This is a genomic window from uncultured Psychrobacillus sp., from assembly GCF_938022135.1.
Lineage (GTDB): Bacteria > Bacillota > Bacilli > Bacillales_A > Planococcaceae > Psychrobacillus.
On the sequence record NZ_CALIED010000035.1, the window covers coordinates 1 to 14,050 of the forward strand.

Genomic DNA, 14,050 nt, shown 5'->3' on the forward strand with positions numbered 1-14,050 from the left:
ACCCATCGCTTACGCGCGTGGTTGTGATGTCTTATCTGTCTCACTCATCCCGTAGCATAGCTATCAAGTTAAGAAAAATTTACGTCATTCACTCTCATATGAACTGGTATTTTTGAAAATTAGACCATATGAAATTAACACTTTTTGGTTTAACCAAAAAATGTAAGTTTAATTTCTTTCTATACAGGGCATAGAATACTAACTGTAATTTGCACCGAGTATAATCAATGGATCCTTTTCAGGTGGCCCTTTTGTTTTCAATGCATGTTTACAAAGAGCACCATGAAACCTTTTCAGTACCCCATTGGTAAGCTTGGTGTATTTTTTTATGCTTTCAAACATCAAGCGAATAAAGCGTAGTGCAACTGAGATGCCCTTTTGAATGCTTATCTCTATTCTAGATTTCTCTAGCAAGAATAAACGTGCCTGATAAGTTGTTGTAGTTGTGATTAGAAACAATAATAAATGAGCGAAAAAATGACATAGGACACGTTCTTCCTTTATCTGTTTATAAAAAGTGGTCGGGAAATTAGATTTCCATCCTTTAAACAATAACTCGATCTGCCAGCGCAATCGGTAAAGGTCCATCACTTTCTCAGCTGGGATAGTATCCGGGAGGTTTGTCATAATAATCGTCGCCCCATCTAGCGCTCTTACGTGCTCCTTTGTCTGGTAACGTGAATGTTTACGTTTATACTGATCACTTTTATCTTGTTCCTCTGTATGGCGATACAAAATTAAACGGGTAGGGAATTTATAGTCATACCCCACATAAACTTCCTCCCATTCCCTTACGGAGCCACGCTCCATTTGTTCCAGGTGCTCTGCCAAAGATTCCTTCTGATAAAAAGAGGATTTGACGACCCTGCCATCGGCATGGTAACGAGGGTTGGGATTCCCTGTATAGATAGAACAATCTGGTCGAACTCTAGAGACGAAATAGCCCCCGGACTCATCAATTTTTTGGAAGGTGGGTAGATGGAAATAACCCAAGTCTTGTAGAAATAAATCGCCAGGTGAGACCGTCTCTAATCGATTCTTCCCATATAGAGAATCGTTTTCCTTTCCGTTCATCCAGTCAGCCAATATGAACTGTCCTGTCAGGAATTCATACTCCAGTTGGCATTTTAATTCGGCTCGATAGACGCCAGGAAAAGTCTCCTTCAAATCCGAAGGAAGGGAATGGATGGTCGCGTCTATTATACGGATCCTCTCACAAAATTTTCGTAGTTCGTCACTGATCGGCAACTGATAATTTAACTCCACTTGTATAAAATGTTCCAAACACTTTTTTAGAAATACAATTAATTCTTTATTTAAACGTTGGTTTATTGCCTCTGGAGTCATAGAAATATGACAGGTTTCTTCTAATGACAGGCTGAGCTCCCGTAGCGAACTGCCGGCCAGGTTTCCGCAATGATAAAGAAGGATGTGGAGAAATGAATACGCATCAAGCTTTCGTTTTCGTTTGATCCATCCTGATTCTTTGGCCCAACAATCCAACTTATCTGGGGAAAATAGTTTATACAATTGTTCCATTAAGAGTTTCCATTCGTCTAAATCTGTTTTTTTCATGTGAAGCACCTCCTGTTGGTTAGTTTTCTATACCAACCTCGAGGGTTTTTATAAACTTCTTAACTTGATAGCTATGTCATCCCGTAGGAGTCGCCGTCTGGCACTCCAATCAATAAATGGGAACAGCTTTAATGCAACGATAAGTGCTTATAAATTTACTCGCGTAAACAAAGCCGAAAAACTGTACCCAATCCCAATTCATCATCTATTTATGTTCTTAATAGTCATTTGAATGTTACTTTTTTAATGTTTACAGTCACTATAAAAAAGAATTTTCTTCACTAATGAGGGAAGTAGCTATGGTACACCACTTCTCTTTTAGTCTTTAGTGTTAATAGCGAAATGCCCTACTCAAAACCGTAGGCACCACTGATGCATGATTTTCCTCCTGTGCTATAAATATTTCCGTGTCTATACTTTCATGTAACACCCTATATAGATGTTTTGCATCCTCACACATAAAGCCTTCTTTGCTACCAACTGATATAAACAGTTTTTTATGTTGAAGATTGGTTTGCAAACGTACAAAATTTTCTGCTTCCTTATATAGCTCGTATTCATTCCACCATACAGAAGGACTTATCGGTAGGTAGCAGGAAAATAAGGCTGGTTGTTTAAATAATGTCCACAGAACAAAAAGGCCACTTAAGGAGTGACCAAAAAGTGCCTGATTCTGTTGGTTAACTGGATAATGCTTGTGTACATTCGGCATTAGCTCATCCTTTAAAAATGCTAGGAACTTCTCTGATCCGCCATGCTCTCCTAAGTCCTTCCCCTTTAAACGCTTTGGATAGATATATGCTTCTGCCTTGGGAGTAAAATCAAAAAATCTTTTTTTGCGAGCATCCTCTTCCTTACCAGCATGTCCAATTCCAACCACAATGGAAGGAGAAATACGTGTTTTAAGGGGATTTTTCGATTGCAGCTTCACTACATCTCTTGCAAGCTGGAAATACCAGTTTCCATCTAGCACATAGTAGACAGGAAAACCCTCCTTAGGAGGCTCCACATTTGGGATTGAAACTTTTATATCATACAAATAGTTTGTGTGCTCGGAATCGATTTGAAAATGCTCTGTATTTTCTAACAGTACCTTATCCATCTATTAAACCTCCTCTAAAGTTTCATATCCATAGCAAACAGGTGCCTCTGTTTCTTCATCGAACATAATCTTAGCATCTATTTGGAACACCTTTTTCATAACTTCCTTTGTTAATATTTCCTTAGGAGTACCCGTTGTAATAATCTCTCCGCCTCGCATTGCGATAAGCTTATCCGAAAAGCGAGCAGCATGGTTAATATCATGCAATACCATCACTACTGTACATTGATGCTTCTTATTTAGCTGCTCCACAATTTTCAACATCTCTAGCTGATGGGCCATATCTAGGTATGTGGTTGGTTCATCGAGCAGGAGAATTTCTGTTTCCTGTGCGAGTGCCATCGCAAGCCATACCTTTTGACGCTGACCACCTGATAGCTGGTTAATTTCCCTATTGCGATATTCGATTGTTTTGGTGACAGTCATTGCCCATTCAATTACTTCCATATCTTTTTTTGATAGTGTTCCAATGTTTTTTCGATGTGGAAACCTTCCATAAGAGATTAACTCATCTACCTTTAATTGAGCAGGAGCTAAAGGGCTTTGAGAAAGCAGAGCAAGCCTTTTCGCAATAGCCTTTGTAGGCATCGACATCATATCTTCCCCATGTAAATAAACTTTTCCGTTCTTTTGCTGAAGAATACGTCCGATTGTTTTTAATAGAGTTGATTTTCCACATCCATTGGGACCAATAATGGTCGTTATTTTCCCCTTTTGAATGGACGTATTTAAATTTGTAAACACTGTTTCTTTGTCATAGCCAGAGCTAAGCGCTTCAACGCGTAATATACTCTCTATCATAGGTATCCTCCTATGCCTTCGTTTTGATTAATAAATATAAAAAGTAGGGAATTCCAATTATAGAAACAACGATTCCTACCGGCAGCTCGGAAGGCTCAAAAACAGTCTTAGCAATGTAATCTGAGAGTACCAATAGGAACATTCCGATTGCAGCACTCATGGGCACGACGAATCTATGCTTGATGCCAACTAACCTTTTAGCAATATGTGGTGCCATCAACCCTATGAATCCAATCCCACCGGACACCGATACACAGGCACTGACAAGTCCTATACTACATAGTAATAGGATGGATTTCTCTTTTTCTACTGAAATTCCAAGACTCTTCACATTAGCATCCTCTAACTGGAGATAATCTAACAAGTGACTCTTCCTATAAATCACAGAACTAAGGATAAGCACCCAAGGGAGGATGGATAAAACGAAAGCCCAGTTAGCATTATAAATACTCCCGGAAATCCAAACTGCGGCCATCTCATAGTCACTTGCATTCATCTTAAGTGATACATATAAGGATAAGGCTCCGAAGCCACTACCTATTGCAATACCCGTGAGGATCAATCTTTGCATATCCAAAATTCCATTTTTCCAAGAAAAGATGAAAATAATTGAAGCTGCAAGCGCACCTCCCACAAAGCCAAAGAGTGGCATTAGAAAAATCGTATACCAGCCATCTTCCACAAAATTGGAAGCAGACATTTGAAAGAAGAACATAAAAATCACAATAGAAGCCCCTGCTCCAGCATTTATACCTAATATGCCTGGATCCGCTAAGCCGTTCCTTGTCACTCCTTGTATAACAGTTCCTGCAATCCCAAGACCGATTCCTACTAAGGCTGCAATGACAATCCTTGGTAATCTAAATTCAAATATAACCAAATCGTGTTTGTCATTTGGATCAATTCGCAAAAAAGTTTTGAGAACCTCCAGGATCGTCATATCAAAGACGCCATTAGTAATGTGAAAATAGAAAGCGATAAGAGTCAACCCAACAAAGATAGACAGCATCGTGATGAAACGTATAAACGGACCTTTATGCACGCTGTCCTCCCCCTCTCGTCCGAATTAGATAAAGGAAGAAAGGAACACCAATAATAGCCGTTACTACACCAACGGGAGTCTCAAATGGAAAGTTGATAAAGCGACTAATTACATCACAAAAAGCTAAAAACAACGCTCCGATTGCTGCAGAGCATGGAATTAGAACTCTGTAGTCAACCCCTACAAGAAATCGAGTAATATGAGGAATTATTAATCCAACAAACCCTATCTTTCCTACTAAGGCAACTGCCGTACCAGTCAGGCAAACTACCGCAAGAATACTAATGATTTTGACCATTTTTGTTCGTTGCCCTAAACCTACTGCAATGTCATCACCTAACGAGGCAATGGTAATTGACTTCGAAATCCCTAATGCTAGCATTAACCCGATTAGACCAAAAGGAATGGACAGCCATAGCATATCAGGATTTACTATATGTAATTTTGCGTTATACCAAACACTAACGCTTTGAGACACTTGAAAGTACATCGCAATAGCAGAAGATATACTGCTTAAAAATGTTCCAATGACTGTTCCAATAATGGCCAATCGAACAGGTGATAAACCACCCTTTATCAAGGAGCCAAAACCAAAGACAAGACCTGCACCAATAGCAGAGCCAATCATCGAAAGAATAATCATTTGATAGTTAGGAAGCCCCGGGAAAAAGACCGTTGCTATTGTAATAACAAATGCCGATCCATCGTTTACTCCCATTATAGAAGGAGATGCCAAATAATTTTGTGTAATCCCTTGCATAATTGCCCCAGCAACAGCTAGAAAAGCTCCAACCAATAAAGCAGCGATTACGCGTGGTAATCGTGATGTCATAATAATGTTATGGTCCACATTATTTCCATCGAATTGCGTAATCGCCTGCCAAACTGTTAATAGACTAATATCTTTAGCACCATATAAAATAGATAAAGCTATTGCTAGTACGATGAACAGTGGAGAAACTATTAAAATGATGACAGCTAACGTATTTTTGTTTTTCATAATTCATCGCACCTAACTTTACTTCGATAAATTCTCTATCGCTGCATCTAAGAATTTCACTTTAGACCAAGCAGTACCACCTTGCGCTAAAGGGTCTACTACGTTTACAAACACCTGTTCATTTTTCGCTGCTTCTATGCTACCGAAAATCGGATTGGCTAAAAGCTCATCTAAAGCTGCTGCATTATCTGTATTTTCACTAGTTTCGAATTGAAGAAAAATGTAATCTGGGTTCGATTCAGCTAAAGCCTCAAGAGATAATTCTGATTGCGCCTCTGCTTTTGCAACTACATCTGGAACCTTCAGTCCTAAATCATTATAAAGAACTGGGTTAAAGTAAATAGATTCAGGATAAGCATTAATACTTCCTTTGCGTATACGTAATACAAGTGCTTCCTTATCCTTCAATGCTTCACCTAATTCAGCTTTAGCTTGTCCAGCTTTTTCCTCATAGTCTGTGATAATTTTTTCTGCCTCTGCTTCTTTATCGCCTAATTGTCCTAAGAGAGTAAGATTTTCTTTCCAGTTCGTAGATACATGCGAATAAGGAATCATCGTTTGAATTTTATTTAATGCTGTAACAACTTCTTTTCCATGCTTGGAAGAACCTAAAATAACATCGGGATTTAAATTTAGGATTGCCTCATTATTGGGGGCAAACTTATCTCCAACCAGTGCTGCTCCTTCTAGCTCATCCGCTAAATAGGTAGGGATGGCATCTGCAATTGCAAGCACTCCTACTGGCTTAATACCTAAAATAGCCGCATCTTCCATGGACTCCAAGCTCGCTGCTACAATATTATTTACTTTGGAGGGTACTACATAGTCTTCCCCTAAATATGTAATTGTTTGTTCTGTATCTAACCCATCAGCTGAAGCTTCTGTTGATTCCGCTTCAACTTCAGCTTTTTCTGTAGAGCCTTTTTCCTTATCTCCACAAGCAGCTAAACTTAGAGCTAGCACTGCTGTCGCGCCTAACATCCAATACTTTTTCATACTCAATAGTTTCATCTCCTACATTTTTAATTGATAACGATTATCATTATCATGATAACGTAAACTTTACTTTATTACAATAGTGATTTTAAAAACATATAATAATTAAATAATTGTACATATTTGATGGATTAGTAGTTTTGCTGACTACTAATATGGGAATATTATATTTAAAATAGAAGTTTTATAGGAGGAGTTTTCTCATGGCTAAAAAAACTAAAAAGCCATGGAGCAAAAAAAAGCGCATTATAGTCTCCTTAATAGGCGTGTTTGCTCTTATTTACATAATCGTTATTGCTTGGCATACATTTAAACCGCTTCCCCAAGGAGTTTCCTTTGCAGGTGAGTTACATAAGACGAATAACATTCAACTTTTAACGGATTTGACCTTTGCACAAGATCAAAAAGGTACAAATACCATTCATGAAAATCATATTTTTGATGAGGTATATCGAACGATTGAAGAAGCTGAGGAATTTGTGGTGTTAGATTTCTTTTTGATGGATGGCTATTATGATGAAGATGAGGACTTCCCTAATATAGCAGAGACACTTTCCTCCACTGTCGCAAAAAAGAAGAAGGCTAACCCTGACATGCCAATCGTTTTTATTACCGATCCACTTAATCGAGGGTATGGATCTTACGAAAGTGAATGGTTTAAAAAAATGCGTGATGCGGGTGTTGAAATTGTATATACAGATTTAGATGAGCTAAGGGATTCTACACCTGTTTATTCTGGTATTTATCGTATTTTCTTTCAATGGTTCGATATTGGTGGCAAAGGTTGGATTGCTAATGCTATGGCAAGTGACGCGCCTAAAATGACTATAGCTTCCTATATGACTCTATTGAATGTAAAGGCAAACCATCGGAAGGCTTTAGTAACAGAGAAGGCCGCTATAATAACAACCTCTAATCCCCACGATGCCAGTGGCTTTCACGGAAATATTGCTTTGAAGTTAGATGGACCAATCATTAATGATATTTTAGAAGCAGAAGAGGCAGTTTCTCTTTTTTCTGGAGGTCCTAAGCTTCCTAGAATAAAGACGGAGAACGCAGAAGGTGAGTATCAAGCCCAATACTTAACAGAGAAAAAAATATTGGATGCATTGCTAAACGATATAAATGATACTAAAAAAGGAGATACCATTTGGCTAGGCATGTTCTTTGTAGCCGAACGGAGTATAGTCAATACATTAGTGGAGGCTGCAAATCGAGGGGTAGAAGTAAATCTTATATTAGATCCGAACGAAAACTCCTTTGGTCGAGAAAAGTCTGGACTACCAAATCGCCCAGTCGTACAAGAACTAGTGGAGGATACGAATGAGAAGATTAATATACGATGGTATAATACCGTAATCGGTCAGTATCACACAAAGACTATATGGATTCAAACACCAGAGCATACAGTGATTTCAAGCGGTGCAGCAAATTATACAGAACGTGCTTTAGAAAATTATAACCTAGAAAGTAACGTAAGAATCATTGCCCCCAATGAGAGTGAATTAGCCTTAGAGATGGAGCAATATTTTCATAGATTATGGAACAATGAGGATGCTATGTATACTGTAGAGGTAGATGAATATCAAAGCAATTTCACTTGGTGGCAGCGTTGGATTTATGCTTTCCAAACCTATACTAAAATTACAACTTATTAATACTCATTGTGAAAGTACAGCTAGTGATGCTTACACTAGCTGTACTTTTTTTTCACGTTTATGAACGTGTGATTAGGTGAGTATTAATAGACATTAGATAAGTTACTTCGGTTCAAACGTTTTACAATCTGTTTCATCACTGTTGGAAGCTTGGTTCCCTTTACGACTAACTACATAAATAGCTTTTGCATTACATTTGTTCCCTTGTCTCCAAAATTTACAGTTGTTCACTTCACAAAGTACATCTTTAGCCATTAGTATCACACCTCCTCGTTACTAGCATGAACTTTTTTGAGAAAAGTCATACTATATAAAACGATTTACACGCTATTTAGTCTCTACTAAATGAGTAATCTGCTGTGGCAAGTCGTAACACTTTTCTTTTAGAAATAAAGGATAGACATTGAGCTTTTGTAATTCATCAAAAGTTTTCCAATAGTATGTATGAATTTTTCCATTTTCATTTTCCATAAAAGGATTGCCCTTGCTTAATAAATCTTTATTTTTTAAAGAGAGAAGGTAGAAAAAACATATTTCATGAAATCTTTCTTTGGAAACTTCCTCTTCAAAAAAATTTTCATTCACCCATAACAGTCGATCAACGGAAATTTCAGTCGAGAGTTCTTCTTTAATTTCTCTGTGAATGGCATCCTCACTCTTTTCATGTAGGCTAACCCTTCCTCCAGGAACGTAATAATAAGGAGACCTTTCATCCTTCATAATTAATATTTTCCCATCGTTTATAATTAATCCTGCAACACGATAATTAAACCTACCCTCGTCTGTTTTAAATGATAAATCCATTTTGCACCTCCACTTTTCATTTCCCCCATACTTTACAAATATTTATTAATTCTAGCTTTTTTATATCATCTAGTAAATAGCTTGAGTATGTTGATTTCCACTGCGAGCTGACGCTTTCCGCGGGCACGGCTTCAGCCGCTTCCCTCGCTACGCTCAGTGCAGGGTCTTCAGCTCGCGCTATTCGCGCTGGTTTTAAAAAGAAACAAAAACGTGAAATCAAGTTGCAGATTTCACGTTCTTATATTCTATTTATGCCCGCTTCTATATTAGCTTAATAACTCAAATTTAATATAAGTTCTATCATCAAAAGAGTTATTCCCTTTTTGTAATCCTTTAGCAGACTTATATTGCCTAAAACAAAGTGGGTCTGTTTCTAATACAATCTTCAAAGCCTCTTCTGTTTCCTCTAATGTTTCTTTTAATACTGGATATCCATCAGAAGCCATGATAATAGTTTTTGTGTGCAGTGGAACTTGAATAACCTTAACGCGTGACATATCTACTTCAAAACCATTAATTACTTCAAAACCAAATTGATTTTCTTTATCGTTTTGTAAATAGTATTGTTGCTTGATCAACGGTTGGATGTAATTCCAACCTAAATCATTTTCTATCAAATCTTCAATAGTTTTACCATTCTTTAGCTCTGCTTCTAAGTACATTGCCCGTGCATTTGCAGTAATTTCATCAATAACCTTGTTATTAGTATAAAGCTTGCCCTCTATCATACATTGGGAATCCCCAATCTGCCATATCTGATTATAAAATTTGCTATAACAAATCAAACAAGCAGTCGGTACCATCCAAGCATTTTTTTTTATTTCCTCTATCATACCGAATGTTTCATACCTATCTAGTAAATTTTTATTGATTACGGATAGTAAATCTATTAATGAAATATCTTTTCTGGCCTTTAATAGTGTTTGTTGAATAATTTCAGCAGCAAATCTTCCAGGAGCCTTCCCTCTTATGAGGCGTCCTGAAACATTAGTAGCCCCATCGATTATTGCCACGAAATCTTCCGTGACCACATAGAGATCTTCACAGATTTTTTTACTAGATGTTTTTCCTTCATTAAAAATTTCTTTTAATAAAATTCCCATCAGTAGTTCACCTATCTTCTATTTTCATTGGATTCGATTAATTTGTTCCACTCTAATTCATCCTCCGCTGTCATAAACCTTCCTTCTGCTGCAAGACTGGTTATAAGTAGCCTTTGATAATCAGGAAAATAACGATAATTATCTTGAAACGGTTTACTCTCTACTAATTGTTTGTTGGCTGGGATGGTAGAGCTTGCCAAAGCAAAAGAATTTAGTCTTTCTTCTTTTTGCATATACAATAAAAACTGCTTCGTGTTATTCCTTAAAATTTCTTCTTTTTTAAATACAACTAATCCATTCCCATTTGGTATTATTTTAGTTTCTTCTATCGGGAAAGGAGCTACCTTCCACTTAAACTTATTTCCTACTTGTTTTTCAACTAGTTGAAGCTTACTTGAGGAGCTCATTAAGATTCCACCCTCTCCATTCACAAATTCAGTAAGAGCTAAATGGTTTTTATGGAAAAGGAAGTATTTAGTTGCTTCTATTAATTCGACTTCAGTATTATTTACTATACTGTTATTTTGATTTTTTAAATGTATTAAATACCAAGGATAGTTGTTATCAGCGTTTATATTCCATTTTATATTTGGAAATTTGTTTTCAGACATAATTTTTGGCAATGCAGATGAGGTGTCCAGATTCTGAACTATTTGTCCTAGATAAGCCTCATGTATAAATAATGTAGGGACTTCATAGCTAATTGGAATAGCCCATAGTTCGTTAATCATTTGAAATCTCTTTGTAAAGGCATCAGGAAGTTCTGCTTTATACTCATTATCCAAAAGGTCATTAACCGGATAGATCGCTCCTTTTTCTATGAGTGGGTATATTCCATACCATGAAGGGATTTCAGCTATATCTGGAGGATTTCCTGCTGATACAGCGGCATATAATTCTTCTAATAAGATTTCAGGATTTTTAACTAGCCTCGTAATAACTTTTATATGCGGATAATCTTTTTCAAATCGATAAACTTCTTTTGTCATTTCCTCTGAATAATACCAAAAAACAACATGTTCTTTAATCACATCTTGTTGTGCTAGTGAATTATCAGGCTTAAAGGAATATAGGAAACCCAAACATGAGGTAACGATTATAAAACTTGCGATGATTAACCATTTTCTCATCAGAATTCCCTCCCTAATTTTACTTTTAAATAGGTATTCCTTTTTTCCCTGATATAAGTGTTACGATGAATAAAGAAATTATCGTACTAAGCGATAGAATAGTTGCAAGGGCTGCAGCTGTCCCAAAATTTGCTGTAAACACTTCACTATAAATTGCTACAGTTATAGTGGCTGTTGAACCTGCGTATAGAACTATTGTTGAACTCAGCTCATTAATAGTCGTCACCCAACTTAAGATAGCTCCAGAAAGTACACCAGGTAGCATTAATATAGCCGTAGTTTTAAAGAACGTTTTCATAGGAGGTACACCAAGACTAATAGATGCCTCTTCTACACTTTTGTCTATCTGATGGAGTATAGCCGTACTAGAGCGCATAGTATAAGGTAATTTTCTTATGCAATAAGCTATAACTAAAATAATCCACGTTCCAGTTAAAGCAAATGGAGGTTTATTAAATGCTATGATTAAACTAATTCCTAACACTGTACCAGGCATAACGTATGGAATCATAATTAGCGCATCTAATAATGATGTTAATTTGGAATTTCTTCTAACAATAACATAAGATATCAATAACCCCGCAATTACCATAAAAGCAATAGCAACACTGGAATATGTAAACGTATTAATAATTGCTTTAGGTACACGGTATAATACTTCTCGATAACTATCTAGGCTAAACTGATTTGTAAACACAGGACCATTTGTCTTCAAGAATGAAGTAGTAATAACAGTTGCCTGTGGAATTATTGATATCCCTACAACTATTCCAACATATAGTAATGCTAAGAATTTTTGAAAAGGTTTAAGTTTGATTATTTTTGGTGGTCTCATCGAACTCATTGTAAATGTCTTTCTTGAAACTAAATAACGCTGTAAAAATAGAATACTGGTACTGACAGTAAGCAAAATCATACTAAGAGTACTAGCCATTGCAGGATTTGAACCTAGTTCGCTGATAAATTGTTCATAGGCTAGGATTGGTAGGACTTTTATTCCTTGCCCCATCAGCATAGGGGTACCAAAATCAGCAAATGAAGCCATGAATACCATTAGAGCACCAGTTGATAATGTAGGAAATACTAAAGGTAATGTCACTGTCTTCAACTTCCCCCAGCGTCCACTCCCTAAGCTTTCAGCTGCTTCCTCTAAAGATGAATCAATTGTTTTTAATGCCCCCGAAACATACAAATAAATATGAGGATAAAACTGAATTGTAAATACCCATACCATTCCATGAAGACCATAAATAGATTTCGTATTTAACCCGATCTCATGAAAGAAATTAGTTAAAAAACCATTGTTTCCTAACATCAAAATCCATGAATATGCTCCAATAAAAGGAGGAGATAATAGAGTTAAAATAATTAAAATATGAATAGTTTTCTTAAAGGGAATATCGAATCTAGCCATAATATATGCGAGTGGTAAACCAATACATATAGCAAAAAAAGTAGCTAAAGTACAAACAATCAAGCTATTAAATAATGCACCATAATAATATTTTAGTGTAAAAAAATCTTTGTACGTTTCTAAAGTAAATTTACCATCCTGTACAAAGCTATTAATGAATATATTAGTTAATGGGTAAACGAGAAAAAGAATTACCATTAAAAATGCGAGAATAGTTACTAGGTTCCAAAAATCCCACCGAAACAACTTTCTAAATTTACTTTTGCTCACGCTTGTTCCCATGGAGATTTAATGCCTCCTCTCCACTCTCAGAGAAGATAATAGCTTCCTCTGGGTTTAGATAAAATTCAATTATATCTCCTACCTTCATTAAATCCTGATAACTAATAGCATGTTCATGAATATTAACTGATAAGCCTGATGGTAGCGCAACTTTATACTCGACTTTCTCCCCAAGAAAAACCGCTTCTTTTATAGTAGCTGTTAAAAATTCTCCTACGATCTGAGAGTTCTCCCTCTTAATTTGTATTTGTTCGGGTCTAATACTATAAGTAACTTTCCCTTGAAAAGGGGTATCAAGTATCATAGGAAAAGCTATCCCTTCTACTACAACGGTCGATTCGTGAGTCGTATACGCATCTATGAAGTTAGTTGAACCTATAAAATTAGCAACAAACTTGTTTTCTGGTCGTAAATAGATTTCATGTGGCTTGCCTATTTGTTGTATAACCCCATTGCTTAAAACCGCAATTCGATCTGATACTGCCAGTGCCTCGTCTTGATCATGTGTGACATACACAGTTGTTATATTAAGCCTTTTCTGAAGTTCCCTAATATCTGAACGCATTTTTAGACGTAACTTAGCATCTAAGTTGGATAATGGCTCATCCATTAACAATAGACCCGGATGAATGACTATTGCTCTAGCAAGTGCAATACGTTGTTGTTGACCACCACTCATTTGGGATGGTTGTCGATCCTTATATTCAGTAAGTTCAACCATATCAAGAGCTTCCATTACTCGCCGCTGTATTTCATCCTTTTTTACCTTTCTTGCTTTTAAACCGTATGCCACATTTTCGAAAACTGACATATGAGGAAATATTGCATAGCTTTGAAATACCATTCCAATATTTCGATTGTGCGCAGGGACTTCGTTTATACAGACATCTCCAAAATAAATGTCTCCTTCCTCTTGGTTATAAAAACCAGCTAAAGTTCGTAATAAAGTTGTTTTTCCACATCCACTTGGGCCAAGTAAGGTAAAAAATTCACCTTCTTGAATATGAATATCAGCATTGTTTACAGCCTTCATCGTCCCAAAATATTTAGAAACTTTATTTATTTTTACATCTGTCACTATAAATTCCTCCTTTAAAAAAAGAATCGTTGTTAAAAACGATTCTTTTTTCCTTACACCATTTA

Annotated in this window: 13 protein-coding genes; 1 reads left to right on the forward strand and 12 read right to left on the reverse strand. The window is 36.5% G+C overall.

Going from position 1 to position 14,050, the window contains the following annotated elements; all coding sequences use genetic code 11:
* Positions 1-198: 198 nt before the first annotated feature.
* From Q0371_RS07520 to Q0371_RS07545, 6 genes are all read right to left on the reverse strand, one after another.
* Positions 199-1,575: an IS4 family transposase gene (locus tag Q0371_RS07520; protein ID WP_169360310.1), complete on the reverse strand. Its 1,377-nt coding sequence runs from the start codon at positions 1,573-1,575 to the stop codon at positions 199-201.
* 331 nt (positions 1,576-1,906) lie between these two features.
* Complete coding sequence (locus tag Q0371_RS07525; RefSeq protein WP_298469983.1) at positions 1,907-2,677, reverse strand: alpha/beta hydrolase-fold protein; 771 nt, start codon at positions 2,675-2,677, stop codon at positions 1,907-1,909.
* Between the two features lie 3 nt (positions 2,678-2,680).
* Positions 2,681-3,478, reverse strand: coding sequence for an ABC transporter ATP-binding protein (locus Q0371_RS07530; protein WP_298469984.1), 798 nt, complete (start codon positions 3,476-3,478; stop codon positions 2,681-2,683).
* 10 nt (positions 3,479-3,488) lie between these two features.
* The gene (locus Q0371_RS07535; RefSeq protein ID WP_298470084.1) at positions 3,489-4,487 is read right to left on the reverse strand and encodes an iron ABC transporter permease; all 999 of its coding nucleotides are present in this window, start codon (positions 4,485-4,487) and stop codon (positions 3,489-3,491) included.
* Positions 4,488-4,512: 25 nt separating this feature from the next.
* Complete coding sequence (locus Q0371_RS07540; protein ID WP_298469986.1) at positions 4,513-5,520, reverse strand: iron ABC transporter permease; 1,008 nt, start codon at positions 5,518-5,520, stop codon at positions 4,513-4,515.
* A gap of 18 nt (positions 5,521-5,538) precedes the next feature.
* Complete coding sequence (locus Q0371_RS07545) at positions 5,539-6,516, reverse strand: ABC transporter substrate-binding protein (protein WP_298470086.1); 978 nt, start codon at positions 6,514-6,516, stop codon at positions 5,539-5,541.
* 203 nt (positions 6,517-6,719) lie between these two features.
* On the opposite strand from Q0371_RS07545, the gene Q0371_RS07550 reads away from it, so the two are divergent.
* Positions 6,720-8,174: a phospholipase D family protein gene (locus Q0371_RS07550; RefSeq protein WP_251556492.1), complete on the forward strand. Its 1,455-nt coding sequence runs from the start codon at positions 6,720-6,722 to the stop codon at positions 8,172-8,174.
* A gap of 102 nt (positions 8,175-8,276) precedes the next feature.
* On the opposite strand, the gene Q0371_RS07555 is transcribed toward Q0371_RS07550, so the two are convergent.
* The 6 genes from Q0371_RS07555 to Q0371_RS07580 form a co-directional block, all read right to left on the reverse strand.
* A complete protein-coding gene (locus tag Q0371_RS07555) occupies positions 8,277-8,429 on the reverse strand; it encodes a DUF1540 domain-containing protein (RefSeq protein WP_144541288.1) in 153 nt (50 codons plus the stop codon).
* 72 nt (positions 8,430-8,501) lie between these two features.
* Entirely contained in the window at positions 8,502-8,978 is a 477-nt protein-coding gene (locus Q0371_RS07560) for an NUDIX domain-containing protein (RefSeq protein ID WP_298469991.1), read from the reverse strand.
* Positions 8,979-9,244: 266 nt separating this feature from the next.
* Complete coding sequence (locus Q0371_RS07565) at positions 9,245-10,081, reverse strand: hypothetical protein (RefSeq protein WP_298469993.1); 837 nt, start codon at positions 10,079-10,081, stop codon at positions 9,245-9,247.
* Positions 10,082-10,092: 11 nt separating this feature from the next.
* Complete coding sequence (locus Q0371_RS07570) at positions 10,093-11,211, reverse strand: extracellular solute-binding protein (RefSeq protein WP_298469995.1); 1,119 nt, start codon at positions 11,209-11,211, stop codon at positions 10,093-10,095.
* Between the two features lie 25 nt (positions 11,212-11,236).
* A complete protein-coding gene (locus tag Q0371_RS07575) occupies positions 11,237-12,907 on the reverse strand; it encodes an iron ABC transporter permease (protein WP_298469997.1) in 1,671 nt (556 codons plus the stop codon).
* Positions 12,882-13,985: an ABC transporter ATP-binding protein gene (locus Q0371_RS07580; protein WP_298469999.1), complete on the reverse strand. Its 1,104-nt coding sequence runs from the start codon at positions 13,983-13,985 to the stop codon at positions 12,882-12,884. The genes Q0371_RS07575 and Q0371_RS07580 overlap by 26 nt, the downstream gene beginning before the upstream one ends.
* Between the last annotated feature and the right edge of the window lie 65 nt (positions 13,986-14,050).

What these genes read in the sequence shown, in the direction of transcription:
- Q0371_RS07520 (WP_169360310.1), bottom strand. Translation starts at nt 1,575, where the DNA reads ATGAAAAAAACAGATTTAGACGAATGGAAACTCTTAATGGAACAATTG.
- Q0371_RS07525 (WP_298469983.1), bottom strand. Translation starts at nt 2,677, where the DNA reads ATGGATAAGGTACTGTTAGAAAATACAGAGCATTTTCAAATCGATTCC.
- Q0371_RS07530 (WP_298469984.1), bottom strand. Translation starts at nt 3,478, where the DNA reads ATGATAGAGAGTATATTACGCGTTGAAGCGCTTAGCTCTGGCTATGAC.
- Q0371_RS07535 (WP_298470084.1), bottom strand. Translation starts at nt 4,487, where the DNA reads ATGCTGTCTATCTTTGTTGGGTTGACTCTTATCGCTTTCTATTTTCAC.
- Q0371_RS07540 (WP_298469986.1), bottom strand. Translation starts at nt 5,520, where the DNA reads ATGAAAAACAAAAATACGTTAGCTGTCATCATTTTAATAGTTTCTCCA.
- Q0371_RS07545 (WP_298470086.1), bottom strand. Translation starts at nt 6,516, where the DNA reads ATGAAAAAGTATTGGATGTTAGGCGCGACAGCAGTGCTAGCTCTAAGT.
- Q0371_RS07550 (WP_251556492.1), top strand. Translation starts at nt 6,720, where the DNA reads ATGGCTAAAAAAACTAAAAAGCCATGGAGCAAAAAAAAGCGCATTATA.
- Q0371_RS07555 (WP_144541288.1), bottom strand. Translation starts at nt 8,429, where the DNA reads ATGGCTAAAGATGTACTTTGTGAAGTGAACAACTGTAAATTTTGGAGA.
- Q0371_RS07560 (WP_298469991.1), bottom strand. Translation starts at nt 8,978, where the DNA reads ATGGATTTATCATTTAAAACAGACGAGGGTAGGTTTAATTATCGTGTT.
- Q0371_RS07565 (WP_298469993.1), bottom strand. Translation starts at nt 10,081, where the DNA reads ATGGGAATTTTATTAAAAGAAATTTTTAATGAAGGAAAAACATCTAGT.
- Q0371_RS07570 (WP_298469995.1), bottom strand. Translation starts at nt 11,211, where the DNA reads ATGAGAAAATGGTTAATCATCGCAAGTTTTATAATCGTTACCTCATGT.
- Q0371_RS07575 (WP_298469997.1), bottom strand. Translation starts at nt 12,907, where the DNA reads ATGGGAACAAGCGTGAGCAAAAGTAAATTTAGAAAGTTGTTTCGGTGG.